This window comes from Nocardiopsis sp. CNZ308, assembly GCF_004217075.1.
In genome coordinates this window covers 3157847-3176146 of record NZ_SHKJ01000001.1, presented here as the reverse complement: position 1 = coordinate 3176146, position 18300 = coordinate 3157847, and the positions used below count along the sequence as shown (strand labels likewise).

16 protein-coding genes and 3 tRNA genes are annotated in these 18300 nt (G+C 70.3%); 3 read left to right on the top strand and 16 right to left on the bottom strand.

Annotation, left to right across the window (positions count from 1 at the left end; translation table 11 throughout):
- Nucleotides 1-22: 22 nt before the first annotated feature.
- The 3 genes from rpoB to rplJ form a co-directional block, all read right to left on the bottom strand.
- The gene (gene rpoB / locus EV372_RS13885) at nucleotides 23-3490 is read right to left on the bottom strand and encodes a DNA-directed RNA polymerase subunit beta (protein ID WP_130396342.1); all 3468 of its coding nucleotides are present in this window, start codon (nucleotides 3488-3490) and stop codon (nucleotides 23-25) included.
- Nucleotides 3491-4381: 891 nt separating this feature from the next.
- On the bottom strand, nucleotides 4382-4771 hold the full coding sequence (gene rplL, locus EV372_RS13880; protein WP_013156103.1) for a 50S ribosomal protein L7/L12: 390 nt from the start codon (nucleotides 4769-4771) through the stop codon (nucleotides 4382-4384).
- Between the two features lie 97 nt (nucleotides 4772-4868).
- Nucleotides 4869-5396, bottom strand: a complete 528-nt coding sequence (gene rplJ, locus EV372_RS13875; RefSeq protein ID WP_013156102.1) for a 50S ribosomal protein L10 — start codon at nucleotides 5394-5396, stop codon at nucleotides 4869-4871.
- Nucleotides 5397-5860: 464 nt separating this feature from the next.
- On the opposite strand from rplJ, the gene EV372_RS13870 reads away from it, so the two are divergent.
- Nucleotides 5861-6706 carry a LolA-like protein gene (locus EV372_RS13870; protein ID WP_486483977.1) on the top strand — a complete coding sequence of 282 codons (846 nt, stop codon included), beginning with the start codon at nucleotides 5861-5863 and terminating at the stop codon, nucleotides 6704-6706.
- Nucleotides 6707-6843: 137 nt separating this feature from the next.
- Here the strand turns inward: EV372_RS13870 and rplA are convergent, their stop codons facing one another.
- The 5 genes from rplA to EV372_RS13845 form a co-directional block, all read right to left on the bottom strand.
- A complete protein-coding gene (gene rplA / locus EV372_RS13865) occupies nucleotides 6844-7521 on the bottom strand; it encodes a 50S ribosomal protein L1 (RefSeq protein ID WP_013156099.1) in 678 nt (225 codons plus the stop codon).
- A 121-nt stretch (nucleotides 7522-7642) separates the two neighbouring features.
- On the bottom strand, nucleotides 7643-8071 hold the full coding sequence (rplK, locus tag EV372_RS13860; RefSeq protein ID WP_013156098.1) for a 50S ribosomal protein L11: 429 nt from the start codon (nucleotides 8069-8071) through the stop codon (nucleotides 7643-7645).
- Between the two features lie 350 nt (nucleotides 8072-8421).
- On the bottom strand, nucleotides 8422-9267 hold the full coding sequence (gene nusG, locus EV372_RS13855; RefSeq protein WP_130396341.1) for a transcription termination/antitermination protein NusG: 846 nt from the start codon (nucleotides 9265-9267) through the stop codon (nucleotides 8422-8424).
- A 171-nt stretch (nucleotides 9268-9438) separates the two neighbouring features.
- Entirely contained in the window at nucleotides 9439-9693 is a 255-nt protein-coding gene (secE, locus tag EV372_RS13850; RefSeq protein WP_013156096.1) for a preprotein translocase subunit SecE, read from the bottom strand.
- Between the two features lie 99 nt (nucleotides 9694-9792).
- Nucleotides 9793-9865 (bottom strand) — tRNA-Trp (locus EV372_RS13845).
- A 222-nt stretch (nucleotides 9866-10087) separates the two neighbouring features.
- Here EV372_RS13845 and EV372_RS13840 point away from each other — a divergent pair.
- Both EV372_RS13840 and EV372_RS13835 read left to right on the top strand, forming a co-directional pair.
- Nucleotides 10088-11296, top strand: coding sequence for a pyridoxal phosphate-dependent aminotransferase (locus EV372_RS13840; protein ID WP_174547194.1), 1209 nt, complete (start codon nucleotides 10088-10090; stop codon nucleotides 11294-11296).
- Nucleotides 11297-11428: 132 nt separating this feature from the next.
- Nucleotides 11429-12478 (top strand): adenosine deaminase, encoded by a 1050-nt coding sequence (locus tag EV372_RS13835; RefSeq protein WP_013156094.1) that lies wholly within the window; start codon nucleotides 11429-11431, stop codon nucleotides 12476-12478.
- A gap of 113 nt (nucleotides 12479-12591) precedes the next feature.
- On the opposite strand, the gene EV372_RS13830 is transcribed toward EV372_RS13835, so the two are convergent.
- From EV372_RS13830 to EV372_RS13795, 8 genes are all read right to left on the bottom strand, one after another.
- Nucleotides 12592-13185, bottom strand: coding sequence for a TMEM165/GDT1 family protein (locus tag EV372_RS13830; protein WP_013156093.1), 594 nt, complete (start codon nucleotides 13183-13185; stop codon nucleotides 12592-12594).
- Between the two features lie 328 nt (nucleotides 13186-13513).
- Nucleotides 13514-14578, bottom strand: a complete 1065-nt coding sequence (locus EV372_RS13825; protein ID WP_130396340.1) for a UDP-N-acetylmuramate dehydrogenase — start codon at nucleotides 14576-14578, stop codon at nucleotides 13514-13516.
- 2 nt (nucleotides 14579-14580) lie between these two features.
- On the bottom strand, nucleotides 14581-15009 hold the full coding sequence (locus EV372_RS13820; protein WP_130396339.1) for a MaoC family dehydratase: 429 nt from the start codon (nucleotides 15007-15009) through the stop codon (nucleotides 14581-14583).
- Nucleotides 15006-15455, bottom strand: a complete 450-nt coding sequence (locus tag EV372_RS13815; protein ID WP_013156090.1) for a MaoC family dehydratase N-terminal domain-containing protein — start codon at nucleotides 15453-15455, stop codon at nucleotides 15006-15008. The genes EV372_RS13820 and EV372_RS13815 overlap by 4 nt, the downstream gene beginning before the upstream one ends.
- Nucleotides 15456-15601: 146 nt before the next feature.
- A complete protein-coding gene (rpmG, locus tag EV372_RS13810; protein ID WP_013156089.1) occupies nucleotides 15602-15766 on the bottom strand; it encodes a 50S ribosomal protein L33 in 165 nt (54 codons plus the stop codon).
- A gap of 79 nt (nucleotides 15767-15845) precedes the next feature.
- Nucleotides 15846-15921: transfer RNA gene (locus tag EV372_RS13805), tRNA-Met, on the bottom strand.
- Nucleotides 15922-16023: 102 nt separating this feature from the next.
- Nucleotides 16024-16099 (bottom strand) — tRNA-Thr (locus EV372_RS13800).
- 162 nt (nucleotides 16100-16261) lie between these two features.
- Nucleotides 16262-18292 carry an AAA family ATPase gene (locus EV372_RS13795; protein ID WP_130396338.1) on the bottom strand — a complete coding sequence of 677 codons (2031 nt, stop codon included), beginning with the start codon at nucleotides 18290-18292 and terminating at the stop codon, nucleotides 16262-16264.
- Nucleotides 18293-18300 lie beyond the last annotated feature (8 nt).

Here is an 18300-nt window from a genome sequence, read left to right as displayed (position 1 = left end):
CTGCTCTCGAAGAATGCGGAAGTTAGACCTCTTCGACACTGCTCGGCTCCCGCCGACCCAGGTCGATTCCCAGTTCTTCCGCCGCGCGGAAGACGTCCTCGTCGCTGTCCCGCATCTCGATGGACATACCGTCACTGGACAGCACCTCCACGTTCAGACAGAGCGACTGCATCTCCTTGATGAGCACCTTGAAGGACTCAGGGATGCCCGGCTCGGGGATGTTCTCGCCCTTGACGATGGCCTCGTAGACCTTGACCCGGCCCACCACGTCGTCGGACTTGATGGTGAGCAGCTCCTGGAGGGCGTAGGCGGCGCCGTAGGCCTCCAGCGCCCACACCTCCATCTCACCGAAGCGCTGACCGCCGAACTGCGCCTTACCGCCCAGCGGCTGCTGGGTGATCATGGAGTACGGGCCGGTGGAGCGCGCGTGGATCTTGTCGTCCACGAGGTGGTGGAGCTTGAGGATGTACTTGTAGCCGACGGAGATCGGCTCGGCGAAGGGCTCGCCGGTGCGGCCGTCGAACAGACGCGCCTTGCCGTCCTCGTTGATCAGGCGGTTGCCGTCCGCGTTGGGGCGCACCGACCTGATCAGGCCGCTGAGCTCGTCGCCGCGCAGGCCGTCGAAGACCGGCGTGGCCACGCGGGAGTCCGGCGGAACGTCGGTGGCGCCGATGGCCTCCAGCGACTTCTGCCACTCCTCCTCGACCCCCTCGACCAGCCAGCCGTTCTTGGCCAGCCAGCCCAGGTGGACCTCCAGGACCTGGCCGACGTTCATACGGCCGGGCACGCCCAGCGGGTTGAGGATGATGTCGACCGGCGTCCCGTCCTCCAGGAAGGGCATGTCCTCCTGGGGCAGGATCTTGGAGATGACGCCCTTGTTGCCGTGGCGGCCAGCGAGCTTGTCACCGTCGGTGATCTTGCGCTTCTGGGCCACGTAGACGCGGACCATCTCGTTGACGCCGGGGGCGAGCTCGTCGCCCTCCTCGCGGCTGAACACGCGGACGCCGATGACCTTGCCGGTCTCGCCGTGCGGCACCTTGAGCGAGGTGTCGCGGACCTCGCGCGCCTTCTCGCCGAAGATCGCGCGCAGCAGGCGCTCCTCCGGGGTCAGCTCGGTCTCGCCCTTGGGCGTGACCTTGCCGACGAGGATGTCGCCGTCCACGACCTCGGCGCCGATGCGGATGATGCCCCGGTCGTCGAGGTCGGCCAGGACCTCCTCGCTGACGTTGGGGATCTCGCGGGTGATCTCCTCCGGGCCCAGCTTGGTGTCGCGGGCGTCGACCTCGTGCTCCTCGATGTGGATCGAGGACAGGACGTCGTCCTGCACCAGGCGCTGGGAGAGGATGATCGCGTCCTCGTAGTTGTGGCCCTCCCAGGACATGTACGCCACGAGCAGGTTCTTGCCCAGCGACATCTCACCCTGGTCGGTGGAGGGGCCGTCCGCGAGGACCTGGCGCTCCTCGACCCGCTGGCCCTCGGCCACGATCGGCCGCTGGTTGAAGCAGGTGCCCTGGTTGGAGCGCTGGAACTTGCCCATGCGGTACGTCTTGCGCGTGCCGTCGTCGGCCATGACGGTGACGTAGTCGGCGGTGACGTCCTCGACGACACCGGCCTTCTGCGCCAGGACGACCTCACCGGCGTCGGTGGCGGCGCGGTACTCCATGCCGGTGCCGACGAACGGCGACTCGGCCATGAGCAGCGGCACGGCCTGGCGCTGCATGTTCGAGCCCATGAGGGCGCGGTTGGCGTCGTCGTGCTCCAGGAACGGGATCATGGCGGTGGCGACCGACACCATCTGGCGCGGCGACACGTCCATGTAGTCGACCTCGTCCGTGCTGACCTGCTCGAACTCACCGCCCTTGCGGCGCACGAGCACACCGGCCTCGGCGAAGGAGCCGTCGGGGTTCATCGGCGTGTTGGCCTGCGCGATGACGTGGAGGTCCTCCTCGTCCGCGGTCAGGTAGTCGACCTGGTCGGAGACCTTGCCGTCGATGATGCGGCGGTACGGGGTCTCCACGAAGCCGAAGGAGTTGACCCGGCCGTAGGCGGCGAGCGAGCCGATCAGACCGATGTTCGGTCCCTCGGGCGTCTCGATCGGGCACATGCGGCCGTAGTGCGAGGGGTGCACGTCGCGGACCTCGAAGCCCGCGCGCTCGCGGGACAGGCCGCCCGGGCCCAGCGCGGAGAGGCGGCGCTTGTGCGTCAGGCCCTCCAGCGGGTTGGTCTGGCCCATGAACTGCGACAGCTGCGAGGTGCCGAAGAACTCCTTGATGGAGGCCACGACCGGACGGATGTTGATCAGGGTCTGCGGCGTGATCGCCTCGACGTCCTGGGTGGTCATCCGCTCGCGGACGACGCGCTCCATGCGGGCCAGGCCCAGGCGGACCTGGTTCTGGATGAGCTCGCCGACGGTGCGCAGGCGGCGGTTGCCGAAGTGGTCGATGTCGTCGGTCTCGATCGGACGGGGACCGTTGACGGTCTCCTTCTCGGTCTCACCCGCGTGCAGGCGGACGAGGTAGTCGATCGTGGCGACGATGTCCTCTTCGGTGAGGGTGCCCTGCCGGTAGTCGGTGTCCAGACCGAGCTTCTTGTTGATCTTGTAACGGCCGACCTTGGCCAGGTCGTAGCGCTTGGGGTTGAAGTACAGGTTCTCCAGCAGCGCCTGGGCCGACTCCTTCGTGGGCGGCTCGCCGGGGCGCAGCTTGCGGTAGATGTCCAGCAGCGCGTCGTCGGTGCCCGCCGTGGGGTCCTTCTCCAGCGTGTTGCGGATGGACTCGTACTGGCCGAAGCGCTCCAGGATCTGGTCGGTGGTCCAGCCCAGCGCCTTGAGCAGGACGGTGACGCCCTGCTTGCGCTTGCGGTCGATGCGGACGCCGACGAAGTCGCGCTTGTCGACCTCGAACTCCAGCCAGGCGCCGCGGGACGGGATGACCTTGCAGCCGTAGAGGTCCTTGTCCGAGGTCTTGTCGACGGACTTGTCGAAGTACACGCCCGGGGAGCGCACCAGCTGGGACACGACGACGCGCTCGGTGCCGTTGATGATGAAGGTGCCGGTCTCGGTCATGAGCGGGAAGTCGCCCATGAACACCGTCTGGCTCTTGATCTCACCGGTGTCGTTGTTGATGAACTCCGCCGTGACGAACATCGGGGCGGAGTAGGTCATGTCCCTGTCCTTGCACTCATCCTCTGAGTACTTGGGCGGCTCGAACCGGTGGTCGCGGAACGACAGGGACATCGTGCCCGAGAAGTCCTCGATCGGGCTGATCTCCTCGAAGATCTCTTCGAGACCGGACTGCTCCGGAACGTCCTTGCGGCCAGCGTTTCGGGCCGTCTCAACCCGGGTCTTCCACCTGTCGTTGCCCAGCAGCCAGTCGAACGACTCGGTCTGAAGGGCGAGGAGGTTCGGGACCTCCAGTGGTTCCTGGATACGGGCGAAGGAAACGCGGTGCGGACCAAGGGCGTTAGCGGAGGCGTTGCGCGAGGCTGCCAACAGGGGTCCTTCCGAAGGCTTGTGGCGGTTGAAGCGCGCACGCCAGACGATCCGTCACGAGAAGGACCGCCGCAACGCGGTTGAGACGGTCACATCGAGCGGGAGCGGGCCACCGGAATGTCCGGAAAAATGGAGTGGCGGCAGCCTTCACCGGCACAGGGATCACCAAAGGGCAGCGCAAAAGAGCAGTGTAGCCGAACACCACACCGCTGTCCACTCACGGTCCACAGCGCCACTCACGACACCGGCAGGATCACCCCTGGAGGGCGATCCGTCAAGCCCGCTCCCGGTGGAGGAGCCCGGTTTCCGGCTGCCCGGAACGCTCGGGCGACCTCGCCGGTGGACTGGTGCGCCTGCCCTGGCCCGGGGGTCGGGAGCCAACGACATCCGAAGGATTCCCCCGCCTCAGGCGGGTAAACACGTCCTCCGGGCCTCAGCGGGTTTCCCGGGACGGGAGATTAGCGCGTCCGGGGGACAGTTCGCACACGCACCCCCGGTTCCGGGACCTGCCGGATCCCCCTCAGCTTCGCACAGGGGACGGGACGAGCGGTGACGGACACGGCGGGGCGCGGGGAAAGGACTCCGGACCCGCCGCAGGTCAGCGCGCCGTCGGAGGCGCCGCGGCCCCGGACCCGGGCGGCGGGGGCGGAGGACGCGGCGGGGCGCGGGACACGGCGGACACCGGTCCGGAGCGGGGGAAGGAGGGACCGCGGGGGCGGGGGCGCCGGGATCACGGGCCCGAGCGCGAAGGAGCGGGGGCCGGAGGAAGGCGCGGGAGGCCCGCGCAGAGGCGGTGAGGGGTTCCAGGACACACGAAGGCGGCCGCCCCTCCCCGGGAGGAGGGACGGCCGCCGAAAGCAGGCCAGCGGGCGCTCAGCGGCCCGCGTGGGACTACTTGAGGGTGACGGAGGCGCCAGCGCCCTCGAGAGCGGCCTTGGCCTTCTCGGCCGTCTCCTTGTTGACGCCCTCCAGCAGCGGCTTGGGAGCGTTGTCGACCAGGTCCTTGGCCTCCTTGAGGCCCAGGCTCGTGAGGCCGCGGACCTCCTTGATGACCTGGATCTTCTTGTCGCCAGCGCCCTCGAGGATGACGTCGAACTCGTCCTTCTCCTCGGCCTCGGCGGCGGCGCCGCCACCCTGGCCGGGAGCGGCGACGGCCACGGCGGCCGGAGCGGCGGCGGTGACGTCGAACTTGTCCTCGAAGAGCTTCACGAAGTCGGCCAGCTCGAGAAGGGTCATCTCCTCGAACGCGGCAAGCAGGTCCTCGTTGCTGAGCTTCGCCATGGTGCGATCTCTCTTTCTCTGCGGACACGCGGTCCTGTCGGGCCCGCGTGCGAGTCAGTGTCCGAGCGCCCTCGGCGCCCGGCGGGTTTCAAAAAGGTCAGGCGGCTTCCTGGGAGCGCTTGTCCGCCAGGGCCTGCGCGAGACGCACAGTCTTGGAGGGAAGCGCCTGGAAGACGGCGGCGGCCTGGCCCTGCTTGGCCTTGAGCGCACCCGCCAGCTTCGCGAGGATGACCTCGCGGGACTCCAGATCGGCCAGCTTGGTGATGTCGTCGGCGCTCATCGACTTGCCGTCGATGACACCGCCCTTGATCACCAGGGGCGAGTTCGCCTTCGCGAAGTCACGCAGACCCTTGGCGGCCTCGACCACGTCACCGTGGACGAAGGCGATGGCGGACGGGCCCTCGAGCAGGTCCTTGACCTGCTCGTCGACACCGGCCTCCGTGACCGCGATCTTGGTCAGCGTGTTCTTGACGATGCGAAAACGCGCGCTCTGGCCGAGGCTGCGACGCAGTTCAGTGATCTGCGCGACAGTGAGCCCCCGGTATTCGGTCAGCACGGCGCCGTTCGACTCACGGAACTCGCCCGTGAGTTCGGCGACCGCGGCTGCCTTGTCCGGCCTCGCCATGGGACTCCTTCCAACATTGAACGCTGGTTGACTCCAAGGGCCCGGGCGATCGGCGTCAGCACGAGAAAAAGCCCCGGGCGCGAGGCGCACGGGGCATGACCGCGTTCCGGTGGCCGCGCAAGGCGCGGCGTGGAACGGGAAGCTCTTGTACACCTGCGCGGGCGCCCATCGCGGATGGGCCCTTAGGTCACCCGTTCGGGTGACGACCAGCGGTCTTCGGCAAGAACCCATCGTACCGCACACACGAGGGCCCCCGCTCCGCACCGGAGGGCCGAAACCGTGATCGCGCTCACTCCCCCGCGTGCACGGAACCGCCCGGACATGGTGGATGTGGAAGCGGCGACCGGGTGGAGGAACCGGCAGGGACCGGAACGTCCCTGCGACATGGCAGCATGACGATACCGGGCACCCCCGCTCCCTGTCGTGCCCGTGTCCCCCGCACAAAAGAAGAAGGCGAACACCCCGTGAAGACCCGTATGCCGGTCCTGATCTCCGCCGGCACCCTCGCCCTGTCCCTCACCGCCTGCGGTGGAGGCGCCGCGGAGGAGGAGCCCGCCGAGGCGGCGGCCGAGTCGCCCGAGGAGGGCGGTGGCGGCAGCGTCCTGGACCTGGTCGCCCGTCTCGGCGAGAGCACCCAGAGCGTCGACAACTACACCCTCGACATCTCGATGGTCATGCCCGACCCCGACATGGGCGACATCGACATGGACATGACCTACGAGGTCATGGAGGACCCGCAGGCGGCCAAGGTCACGATGGTCATGCCCTCGATGGGCGAGATGCTCCTGGAGCTGACCGAGATGTCCGGCCAGGACCTGGGCCTGACCGCCGAGGAGCTCGGCACGTCCATCGTCATCATCCCCGCGGAGGGCGACGCCCTCGTCTCCAACCACAACGGTCTCCAGGAGGTCGACACCGCCTGGGTCAGCGGCGCCCAGGACACCGACCAGATCGCCCCGGAGGAGATGTTCGACATCAACGCGCTCCCCGACCTCGTGGGGGCGTTCGCGGAGATCGAGCAGATCGAGGAGACGGGCACCGAGGAGATCAGCGGCGTCTCGACCACCCTCATCGAGGGCACGATGACCGGCGAGGACGTCGAGGCCCTGGACCAGGAGCAGAAGGACGCCGTCAACGAGCTGTTGGGCGGCGTCAGCGGTCCCGTCGACGTGTCCGTCTGGGTGGCCGACGACGGCTTCCCGATGCGCCTGGACTTCTCCGACGAGGAGGCCGACATCTCGATGGTCTTCTCCAACTTGGGTGAGACCTCCTTCGAGATGCCCGCAGAGGACGAGATCAGCACCATGTAGGTCCACGTGTCGCAACTCTTCGGGGCCCGTCCGGCCGCCGCGCGGCGGCCGGACGGGCCCCGGGAGAAGCGGAGCGGCCCCCGCCGTCCTCTCGGACAGCGGGGGCCGCTCTCGTCTGCGCTGGGCAGCCGCGAAGGCTAGACCTCGAGCGGGATGCTCGGGCCCATGGACGTGGAGACCACGGCCTTCTTGATGTAGCGGCCCTTGGCGGCGGACGGCTTGAGGCGGTTCACCTCGTCGATCGCGGCCTGGTAGTTCTCCAGGAGCTTCTGGTCGTCGAAGGAGGCCTTGCCGATGATGAAGTGCAGGTTCCCGTGGCGGTCCACGCGGAACTCGATCTTGCCGCCCTTGATGTCGGTGACGGCCTTGGCGACGTCGGGGGTGACGGTGCCGGTCTTCGGGTTCGGCATCAGGCCGCGCGGACCGAGCACGCGGCCGAGGCGGCCGACCTTGCCCATGAGGTCCGGGGTGGCCACGACGGCGTCGAAGTCGGTGAAGCCCTTCGAGACCTTCTCGATCATCTCGTCGTCGCCGATGATGTCGGCGCCAGCCGCGAGGGCCTGCTCGGCACGCTCACCGGTCGCGAAGACCAGGACCCGAGCGGTCTTGCCGGTGCCGTTCGGCAGGTTCACGGTGCCGCGGACCATCTGGTCGGCCTTGCGCGGGTCGACGCCCAGGCGCAGGGCGACCTCGACGGTCGCGTCGAACTTGACGGTGGAGGTCTCCTTGGCGAGCTTCACGGCCTCGGCGGGGCCGTAGAGCTTGTCACGGTCCACCTGCTGGCTGGCTTTGCGGTGGTTCTTGCTGCGCTTCACTCTGTTCTCCTGGGGAACGTGTGGTCACCGGGCCAGCGCCTGGCCCTGCCACGGTGGTTCTTGAACGTCGAGCGTCCCCGGTCGCTCCGGTCTTCCGCGGACCGGTGCCACCGTGCGGGGACTACTTGACCTCGATGCCCATCGAGCGGGCGGTACCGGCGACGATCTTGGCGGCGGCCTCGATGTCCTCGGTGTTGAGGTCGGGCAGCTTGGTCTGCGCGATCTCGCGGACCTGCTCGGCGGTGATGGAACCGGCGGTGCTGCGGCCCGGGTCGGTCGCGGCCTTGTCCAGACCGGCGGCCTTCAGGATCAGCTTCGGCGCCGGAGGCGTCTTGGTGACGAAGCTGAAGGAACGGTCCTCGTAGATGGAGATCTCGACGGGGATGACGTTGCCGCGCTGGGACTCCGTGGCAGCGTTGTACTGCTTGCAGAAGTCCATGATGTTGACGCCGTGCGGACCGAGCGCGGTACCGACGGGCGGCGCCGGGGTGGCCTGACCGGCGGGGAGCTGCACCTTGACGAGTGCGGCCAGTTTCTTCTTCGGAGGCATATCGGGTCCTTTGCCTGATCTGCGTTGTGTTCTGGTCCCGTTGCCTCCCTGACGGCACCGCGCGGCCGCGGGGGCCGGGGAACCGCTGCCGAAGGAGGCGGGGCCCCGCGCTCGACGGGCGCGGGGCGTCGGCCCGCCGGGACCGGGCGGACCGGGGCGCGCCCCGCCGGGGCGGGACACGCGAGTGGGTCCGCCACGGGGCGGACCCACCAAGTCTATGCCGATTGTGGAGGTGCCCTGACAGGCGCCTCACGACCGCGGGGCCCGGGCCCGAGCAGCGGGGGCGTGGAGTGCCCCGACAGCCGTTCCGCGACCGCGGGCCCGAGCGGTGAGGGCCGGGAGTGGACGTACTAGATCTTGGCGACCTGGTTGAACGACAGCTCGACCGGGGTCTCGCGGCCGAAGATCGACACCAGCACCTTGAGCTTCTGGGTGTCGGGGTTGATCTCGCTGACCGTCGCGGGCAGGGTCGCGAACGGACCCTCCATGACGGTGACGGACTCGCCGACCTCGTAGGCCACGTCCATGCGGGCCTCGCCGACGCCGCCGCCCGCGCTCCGGGCCTGCTGCGCCTGCTCCGGCTCCACCTCCGGCTCGGGGGCGAGGAGCTTGGCCACCTCGGTCAGGCTCAGCGGCGCGGGCTTGTTGGACAGGCCCACGAAGCCGGTGACGCCCGGGGTGTTGCGGATGGCCGACCAGGACTCGTCGGTCAGGTCCATGCGGACGAGCACGTAGCCGGGCAGGACCTTCTCGGTGACCTGCTGGCGCTTGCCGCTCTTGACCTCGGTGACCTCGTGCTCGGGCACCTCGACCTGGAAGATGTACTCCTCCATGTTGAGGGACTGGGTGCGGCTCTCGACGTTGGCCTTGACCCGCTTCTCGTAACCGGCGTAGGTGTGCACGACGTACCAGTCGCCGGGCAGCAGGACGAGCTCGTTCTTGAACTCCTCGACGGGGTCCAGGCGGGGGGCCTCCTCCTCGGCGGCCTCGTCCTGCTCCTCGCCCTCCTCCACGACGCCCTCGTGGTCGTCGGCGGCCTCGGACGCGTCGGCGTCACCGGTCAGCTCCGGGCTGTCGGTGTCGACCGCGTCGGTCGCGTCCTCCGGCAGCTCGCCCGCCAGGCCGGTCTCTTCCGCCGACGACTGAACCGGCTCCTCTTCGGGGAAGTCGTCAGAGGTCAGTGGGGACTCGGACACGGCTGCTCTTTCTCTCGTCGGATTCGCTCTCGGGGCGACGCACACGAGGCAGCGCTGTGCGTCGAACCCGGTTCTGCCAGCTTACGGTCTCTCCGGGCGAACCGGGACCAACGCGCGGACGAGGAGGCCGCGTCCCGGCTCCTGCCGGAGGACGCGGCGCGGAAGTGGTGGTCAGACGCCCTGCGGGGTGCCGAACGTGCCGTACAGCCAGGTGACCGCCTCGCCGAAGCCCCAGTCCACGAGGGAGACGTATCCCAGGACGACCAGAACGAAGACGAGGACCACGATGGTGTAGGTCACCAGCTCGCGGCGCGTGGGCCAGCGGACCTTGCGCAGCTCTCCGGCGACCTGCTTGGTGAACGTCACCGGACCGGTACGACGCTTGGGCTCCTTGTCGGGCTTGGCGTCGGCGTCAGTCTGAGTCACCTGGGGTCCTTAGGGTCGCGGGCTGCTACTTGTCCCCGTAGTTTCGGTGCCCGTGCCGTGCGGCGCCCGCCGGGGCGCCGCACCGCACGCGCGAAGGTGCAGGGCAGGAGGGACTCGAACCCCCAACCGCCGGTTTTGGAGACCGGTGCTCTGCCAATTGAGCCACTGCCCTTAGCGGAAACTGCAATCCCACCATAGCCGGTTCCGGTGCGCTGCGCACACCGTGCGCCAGGTAACACCTGGGCCACGACCGGCCGACCCGAAAGAGTGTATGCGCTCGGGGCGCCGTGACCAAACCGTTCGTCCCTCCGAGGAGGGTGAACGGCCCCTTCGTCCGGTTGCGCCCTCCTTCCCGCCCGCGCCCGGACCAGGGGCGCATGACAACATGGGACGCATGACTGATCGACCCCGTCTCTCTGCACGTATCAGCGCGATCTCCGAGTCCGCCACCCTGGCCGTGGACGCCAAGGCCAAGGCGATGAAGGCGGAGGGCCGTGCCGTCATCGGCTTCGGCGCGGGAGAGCCCGACTTCCCGACCCCCGACTACATCGTCGAGGCCGCCGTCGAGGCCGCCCGTGAGCCCCGGTTCCACCGCTACACGCCCGCCGGCGGCCTGCCCGAGCTCAAGAAGGCCATCGCCGAGAAGACCCTGCGCGACTCCGGCTACGAGGTCGACCCCGCCCAGGTCCTGGTGACCAACGGCGGCAAGCAGGCCATCTACGAGGCCTTCGCCGCCATGCTGGACCCGGGCGACGAGGTCATCGTCATCGCCCCGTACTGGACCACCTACCCCGAGTCGATCAAGCTCGCGGGCGGCGTCCCGGTCTTCGTCGTCACCGACGAGAGCACCGGCTACCTGGCCAGTGTGGAGCAGCTGGAGGCGGCGCGCAGCGAGCGCACCAAGGTCCTGGTGTTCGTCTCCCCGTCCAACCCGACCGGCGCCGTGTACCCGCGCGAGCAGGTCCGCGAGATCGGCCGCTGGGCGAACGAGCACGGCCTGTGGGTGCTGTCCGACGAAATCTACGAGCACCTGGTCTACGGGGACGCCGAGTTCTCCTCGCTGCCCGTCGAGGTGCCCGAGATCGCCGACCGCACCGTCATCGTCAACGGCGTGGCCAAGACCTACGCCATGACCGGCTGGCGCGTGGGGTGGATCATCGGCCCCAAGGACGTGGTCAAGGCCGCGGGCAACCTCCAGTCGCACGCCACCTCCAACGTCGCCAACGTCTCGCAGGCCGCCGCCCTGGCCGCGGTCTCGGGCGACCTGGACGCCGTGGCGACGATGCGCGAGGCCTTCGACCGCCGCCGCAAGACGATCGTGCGCATGCTCAACGAGATCGACGGCGTGGTCTGCCCCGAGCCGCAGGGCGCGTTCTACGCCTACCCCTCGGTCAAGGGCGTGCTGGGCAAGGAGATCCGGGGCCGGACGCCGCAGACCTCCACCGAGCTGGCCGAGCTCATCCTGGAGCAGGCCGAGGTCGCCGTGGTGCCCGGTGAGGCCTTCGGCACCCCCGGCTACCTGCGCCTGTCCTACGCGCTCAGCGACGAGGACCTCGCCGAGGGCGTGAGCCGCATCCAGAAGCTGCTGGCCGAGGCCAAGTAGGCCGCACGACCGCCGGACGCGCCCCGGGGACGAGGTTCCCCGGGGCGCGTCCGCGTGTACGGGGACCGGCCCCGCGCGGCCGGGTGGGGCGTACTGGCACCGGAGGCGCCCCGCATACGGCAGGCTTACGTCATGGAGACACCGACCAGCGCCCGCCGGTTGGACCGGCTGCCCAAAGCACACCTGCACCTGCACTTCACCGGATCGATGCGCCATCCCACCCTGGTGGAGCTGGCCGCCGAGCACGGCATCCACCTCCCCCAGGCCCTGGTCGAGGAGTGGCCGCCCAGGCTCCGCGCGACGGACGAGCGCGGCTGGTTCCGCTTCCAGCGCCTGTACGACATCGCCCGGTCGGTGCTGCGCAGACCCGAGGACGTGTACCGGCTGCTGCGCGAGGCGGCCGAGGACGAGCGCGCGGCCGGGTCCGGCTGGCTGGAGATCCAGGTGGACCCGAGCGGTTACGCGTCGCTCTTCGACGGGCTCACCGCCACCCTGGAGCTGTTCCTGGACGCGGCCCGGGCCGCCGAGCGCGAGACCGGCGTGCACGTCGGCCTGATGGTGGCGGCCAACCGCACCAGGCACCCGCTGGACGCCAAGGTGCTGGCCCGCCTGGCCCGCCAGTACGCGGGCAGGGGCGTGGTGTCCTTCGGCCTGAACAACGACGAGCGGCGTGGCCGCGCCCTGGAGTTCGAGGGGGCGTTCCGGATCGCGCGGCGGGCCGGGCTGCTCTCCGCTCCGCACGGCGGCGAGCTCCAGGGGCCCCGCAGCGTGCGCGAGTGCCTGGACGTGCTGGACGCCGACCGGATCGGGCACGGCGTGCGGGCCGTGGAGGACCCGAGGCTGGTGGAGCGGATCGCCGAACGCGGGGTGACCCTGGAGGTCTGCCCGACCTCCAACGTGGGCCTGGGGGTGTACGACGACCTGGGGCAGCTGCCGCTGCGCACGCTCTTCGACGCCGGGGTTCCGGTCGCGCTGGGCACCGACGACCCGCTGCTGTTCGGGCCGCGCCTGGTGGAGCAGTACCGGATCGCCCGCGAGGTGCTCGGGTTCTCCGACCCGGAGCTGGCCGAGCTGGCGCGGATGTCGGTCCGCGGCTCGGGTGCGCCGGAGTCGCTGCGCAAGGAGCTGCTGGCCGGGGTGGACGCGTGGCTGGCCGCCGACCCGGAGCCCGTCGGGGACTGAGCCGCTCCGGCTCCGGCCGCTCGCGGCGGCCGAGGCCGCCCGGGGCTCGGTCCCGGCCCCGCCGGGGCCGCCCGCCCCATCCGGCTCAGGGCTCAGGGCTCAGGGCTCAGGGCTCAGGCGAGGAGCATCCAGGCTCCCTGGCCCAGCATGGCGACGCCCGCGACGAAGAACAGGGTGGCCGCGCCGATCTGGATGGCGCGCTCGGGCAGCTTCTTGCCGAGTACGGCGCCCAGCGCGATGGCGATGGCGTCGGCCGCGACCATGCCCACGGTGGAGCCGATCCACACGGGCAGCCAGTGGTGCTGGGTGCCGACGGTGATCGTGGCGAGCATGGTCTTGTCGCCGAGTTCGGCGACGAGGAAGACGACGAAGACGGTCGCGAACGCGGAGCGGATGCGCCGGGAGGCCGCGCGGGCCTCGTCCTTGTCGCTCATCTCGTCGCCGCGCAGGGTCCACGCGCCGAAGAACAGGAACGCGACGCCGGCGGCGAGGGTGAGCCAGTCGGTGGGGAGGGCGGCGCCCAGGACCTCGGCCAGCAGGACGCTGCCCGCGTGCACGACGGCGGTGGCGGCGGTGATGCCGAGGATGACCGTGAGGGCCCGGTAGCGGGTGGCCAGGGACATGGCCACGAGTTGGGTCTTGTCGCCCATTTCGGCGATGAAGATGGCGAAGGCGCTGAATGCCAGCCCGGCGGCGAACCCCGTCATGCTTTCCCCTTCCGTCCGATGATGTCTGGGCAGAAGGAGGCGGACACCACTTCAACCCGGTCTTTTCCGGGTCAAAGGTCTCGTCCGCTCCTGGCCAGGCGTGTCTGGCCTGGCCGGGCTCGTACGACCGGGCCGCGGGGCGGCCAGTGTGTCGATCGCACGCATTGGGGACTACTCCCCTTCGACGCCTCCGACTTTATGACAGAACAGCAGGGGAATGCAATTCATGGCTTTACTGAATTGATTTATCAGCCCGCCCTGAAAAACAAGTTTGCCGCGCCCAACTCCGAAATTGGGCGCGGCTGGGGCCGGGGCGCGGGGCACCGGCTCAGAGGGAGACGCCGACCATCACCGGCTCGTTGACCAGGCGGACCCCGAAGGCCTCCTCCACGCCCGCCCGCACCTCGCGGGCCAGCTCCAGCAGGTCCTTCGTGGTGGCGCCGCCGGGGTTGGTCAGGGCGAGGCTGTGCTTGCCGGAGATGCGCGCGGGGCCGTCGCCGTACCCCTTGGTGAACCCGGCGCGGTCGATCAGCCAGGCCGCGGAGAGCTTGACGTTCCCCCGCGCGTCGGGGTGGCCGGGCACCCGCACGTCGGCGCCCAGGCGGGCGGCAGCCCGTTCGCGCACGGCCGCGAACTCCTCGGCGGTGACCACCGGGTTGGTGAAGAACGACCCGGCGCTGCGGGTGTCGGGGTCGGCGGGGTCCAGGACCATGCCCTTGCCCCTGCGCAGTCCCAGGACGGTCTCGCGCGCCCGCTCCAGCGGCACCCGGGCGCCGGCTTCGGCTCCCAGGGTGCGGGCCACCTCGGCGTAGGCGACCGGACGGCTGAGCTTGGAGCGGCGCAGCGCGAAGACCACCTCGCACACCACGTGGCGGTCGTCGCCCTTGAAGACGCTGTCGCGGTAGCTGAAGCCGCACTCGGCGTTGGTCATCCGGCGCCGCTCGCCGGTGCGCCGGTCGTGGACGAGCACCTCGCGGATGGTCTGGCTGACGTCCTGGCCGTAGGCGCCCACGTTCTGGATGGGCGTGGAGCCGACCCGGCCGGGGATGCCCGACAGGAACTCCAGTCCGCTGAGGCCCTCGGCCACGACGCGCTCCACCAGCGGGTCCCACTCCACGCCGGCGTCGGCGCGCAGCAGCACGACCGGTTCGCCCTCGTCGTCGGTGCCCGCCTCCTCGAAGGAGACGCCCTTGGAGTCCACGAGGATCACCGTTCCGGGGAACCCGTCGTCGGAGACCACGAGGTTGCTGCCGCCGCCCAGGACGAGGACGGGCTCGCCGGCGGCGTCGGCCCGGGCCACGGCGGCGACCAGCTCGTCGGTGGTGCCCGCGACCAGGAAGGTCCGCGCCGGGCCGCCCAGGCGCAGGGTGGTGTACTCGGAGAGTGCGGTCACGTCTACCTCGCCAGGCGCACGGTGGCCTTGGACTGCACCAGGACCTTGGCGCCGCCCGACCGCGCGGTCAGCAGCACCGTGACGGTGCCGTCGTCGTTCTTGGTCTTGACCTTGCCGCCGACCGTGATCTCGGCGCCCTCGTCGTCGTCGGGGACCACCACGGGCGCGGAGAAGCGCACCGAGTAGTCGACGACGCAGCCGGGGTCGCCCGCCCAGTCGGTGACCACCCGCGCGGCCTCGGCCATGGTGAACATGCCGTGCGCGATGACGTCGGGCAGCCCGACCGACTTGGCGAAGCGCTCGTTCCAGTGGATCGGGTTGAAGTCGCCCGAGGCGCCCGCGTAGCGGACCAGGTCCAGGCGGCGGACCGGGAAGGTGCGCTCGGGCAGCTCGGTGCCGACCTCGACGTCGGCGTGGCGCAGCCTGCTCATGCCTCTCCTCCTCGCGCGACCAGCATCATCGTGGCGGTGACCACGTGCTCGCCGTCGGCGTCGTGCGCCGCGGTCTCCAGGGTGATCAGCTCGTTGCCGCCCAGGGCCCGGATGGCCGTGATGCGGGTGACGCTGCTGAGGACGTCCCCCGCGTGCAGCGGACGGCTGTAGCGGAAGCTCTGGTCGCCGTGCACGACCCGGGAGAAGTCCAGGCCGAGGTCGGGGTCGGCGATGGCCTGGGCCGAGCCCGCCATCCCCAGGATGACCGGGAAGGTGGGCGGGGCGACCACGTCGGGGTGTCCGGCCGCCCGGGCCGAGGCCTGGTCGGTGTAGACCGGGTTGGGGTCGTTGACCGCCTCGGCGAACTCCCGGATCTTGCCCCGGGTGACCTCGTAGGCCTCCGGCGCGGGGTACTCCCGGCCGAGGTAGTCAGGGTTGATCGCCACGCTCTCTCCTGCTCCTGTCGTGAAGGGGCCCGGACACGCGAACAGCCCGGTGAGCGGATCGCTCACCGGGCTGGAAGCCTTCGAGAACTGCCTCTGCGACGTCGCGGCGGAGACGATCGCGCTCGACAGGGGCGCTCGCGCGGGACCTAACGGGTCTCGCGGTGCTCGTTGTGCTTGCGGCAGTTCGGGCAGAACTTCTTGATCGCGAGACGGTCGGGGGTGTTCCGACGGTTCTTGCGGGTGATGTAGTTCCGGTGATTGCACTCCTGGCAGGCCAGGGTGATCTTCGGCCTCACGTCGGTGGCAGCCACTTCGGAGTGCCTTTCTCGCTGGAAACAGTAGTAAACGCCCGCGACGACCCCTGAGATGTGGGCTCAGGGGTCAGCGGGTTGGTAGCGGGGGCCGGACTTGAACCGACGACACAGCGATTATGAGCCGCTTGCTCTACCGACTGAGCTACCCCGCCCCGATCAACGGGACCACAACCCTACCAGGGCAGTGACCCGGTGCAGGCCGGCGGATGCTCCCTCCGGCCACCCACCTGAGTGGACCGTACCCCGTCAAGTGGTGGAGCCCCTTTACGGAATCGAACCGTAGACCTTCTCCTTACCATGGAGACGCTCTGCCGACTGAGCTAAAGGGGCGCGCTGGTGGGGCTTTCTCTCGTCCGCCCCGGGGGTGTTGCCCCCTTGCGCTGGTCATGACTATACAGGGATCCGGGGGTGGTCTGCCAAATCGAATGCCCCCGCCCCGCGCCCGGACGCCGAAACCCCTGTTCACAGCGGTTTCGGCGCCGCGACTGTGACTCAGACCGCCTCGACCCACACGTTGGACATCGCGTCCCGGTTGATCGCGCGGATGTCGGCGGGCAGGCCCAGCCTGCGCAGGGCGTCGGACAGGCGGGTGTCGTGGGTGAACACGATCAGCTGCCGGTGCCTGCCCACCTCCGCCAGCACCGCGGACAGGCCCTCCACGGTCTCGGTGTCCATCGCCTGGACCGGGTCGTCCAGGACCAGGAAGCCGAAGGGGTTGCCCTCCACCAGGGTGCGCGGCAGGCAGATGGACAGCGCCAGCGCCTGGAACTCGCCCTGGCTCAGGAGCCCGGGCGCGCTGGTCTGGTCGCCGACGCCGTCGACCGACACGTCCACCTCGACCCGGCGCCGGGCGCCCCGGCCGATCAGCCGCATGCCCTGGAGGTCGATGTGGCGCTCCTGGCGCAGCCGGTACCAGACCTGCTCGGCCTGCGCCGCGACCGGTCCCAGCCGCTCCTCGCGCAGGACCCTCGCCTGTTCCGACAGCCAGTTCAGCGCGGCCTCGGCCCCGTTGAGGACCTCGCGCGCGGTGAGGGCGTCCTGGGCGTCGTCCAGCCACCCCGAGAGCTGCTCGGCCAGCTCCGACCAGCCGCCGGTCGGGTCCTCCAGCCGCTCGCTCGCGTCCCGGCGGGCGCTCACGGCGGCCGCACGCAGCCTGCGGCCGACCGCCTCGATGTGCTCGGCCAGCTCGGCCAGGTCCTCGATGTCCGCGCCGGACTCCCACAGCGACCACACCTGGCCCAGCTCGCTCTCCGGCGGCAGCCAGCCCGGCGCCGGGGACATCAGGAAGCGGGCCTGGTCCCTGGCCGCGTCGGCGCGCTCGTAGGCGGCCGAGACGACGGCCGCCTGCGGCTTGAGGGCGCGCAGCTGGGCGTTGGCCCGGCGCACCCAATCCGCGCCCAGCGGCGCGGAGCACGTGGGGCACTCGGTCTCGGAGGGGTGGCGCTGGTGGTGTTCGAGGGCCTGTTCCAGGAGCCTGACCACTCCGTGCGCGCGGTCGCCCTTGCTGCCCGCGGCCATGGCCAGCTCCATGGACGCGCCCCGCAGCTCGTTGACCACGTCGGACATCAGCGCCCGCTCGGGCACGGCCAGCCGCCGCAGGCGGCGCAGGACCGTGTGCAGCTCGGGGTCGCTGGGCCCGGTGTCGGAGGCGAGCCTGCGCAGGGCGTCCATGTCGAAGTAGGAGGCGGTGAGCAGCTGGACGGCCTGTACGGCCCTGGGGTCGTCGGAGGCCCGGAGCGCGTCGAGCAGGTACCGCAGCTCCCGCGAGGGCCGGTCGCGGCGCTTGGCGAGCCCGTCGCACACCTTGGCCAGGCGGCGCTCGGCCTCCGCCAGGCCGCTGAGCCCCAGCAGGCCGGTAAGCGTGTCGTAGAGCTCGGCCGAACGCCCGGTGACCGTGCGGCCGAGTTCGTCGTAGGACAGGAACGGGCGGTAGCGCACGAGGTTGTCGCCCCAGTCCATGGTCCTGAGGGGGGAGACCTCGCCGTCGGGGTGGACGACCTCGCCGCGCGCGGAGCGGACGCTCTCGCCCGTCCACCTGCGGCTGATGCGGGTGGAGCCCTCGTCCCCGGCGACGCGGACGTCCACGGTCGCCTCGGTGCGCTCGTCGTAGTGGAGGTTGCGCCAGCCGTCGCGCCAGCCCGTGGGCATGGAGTCCCACCGGGGGTTGCGGCCGGTGAGGGCCGCCTCCGCGGCCTCGGCGAAGCTGGACTTGCCCGAGCCGTTGCGCCCGACGATCACGGTGAGCCCGGGGCCGGCGTCGAAGGTGAGCTCGGCGGGGCGGCCGATGCCCCGGAAGCCCTGGACCCTGATCCCCGTGAGGTAGGTCCTCCGGACCCTGCCGGCGGGCGGCTCGGCGACGGGTTCCGGCTCGGGGACGCGTTCGCCCCTCAGACGGGCCTCCAGGGCGTCCTCGCCCCACAGGGCCGCGCTGACCCAGGAGCTGACCTCCCGGGGCAGCCCGGAGCGCGCCAGAGCGTCCAGGAGCGCCGTCCCACCCTCGAACGTCTCGGGTACCCGAGTCACTTCGTCAC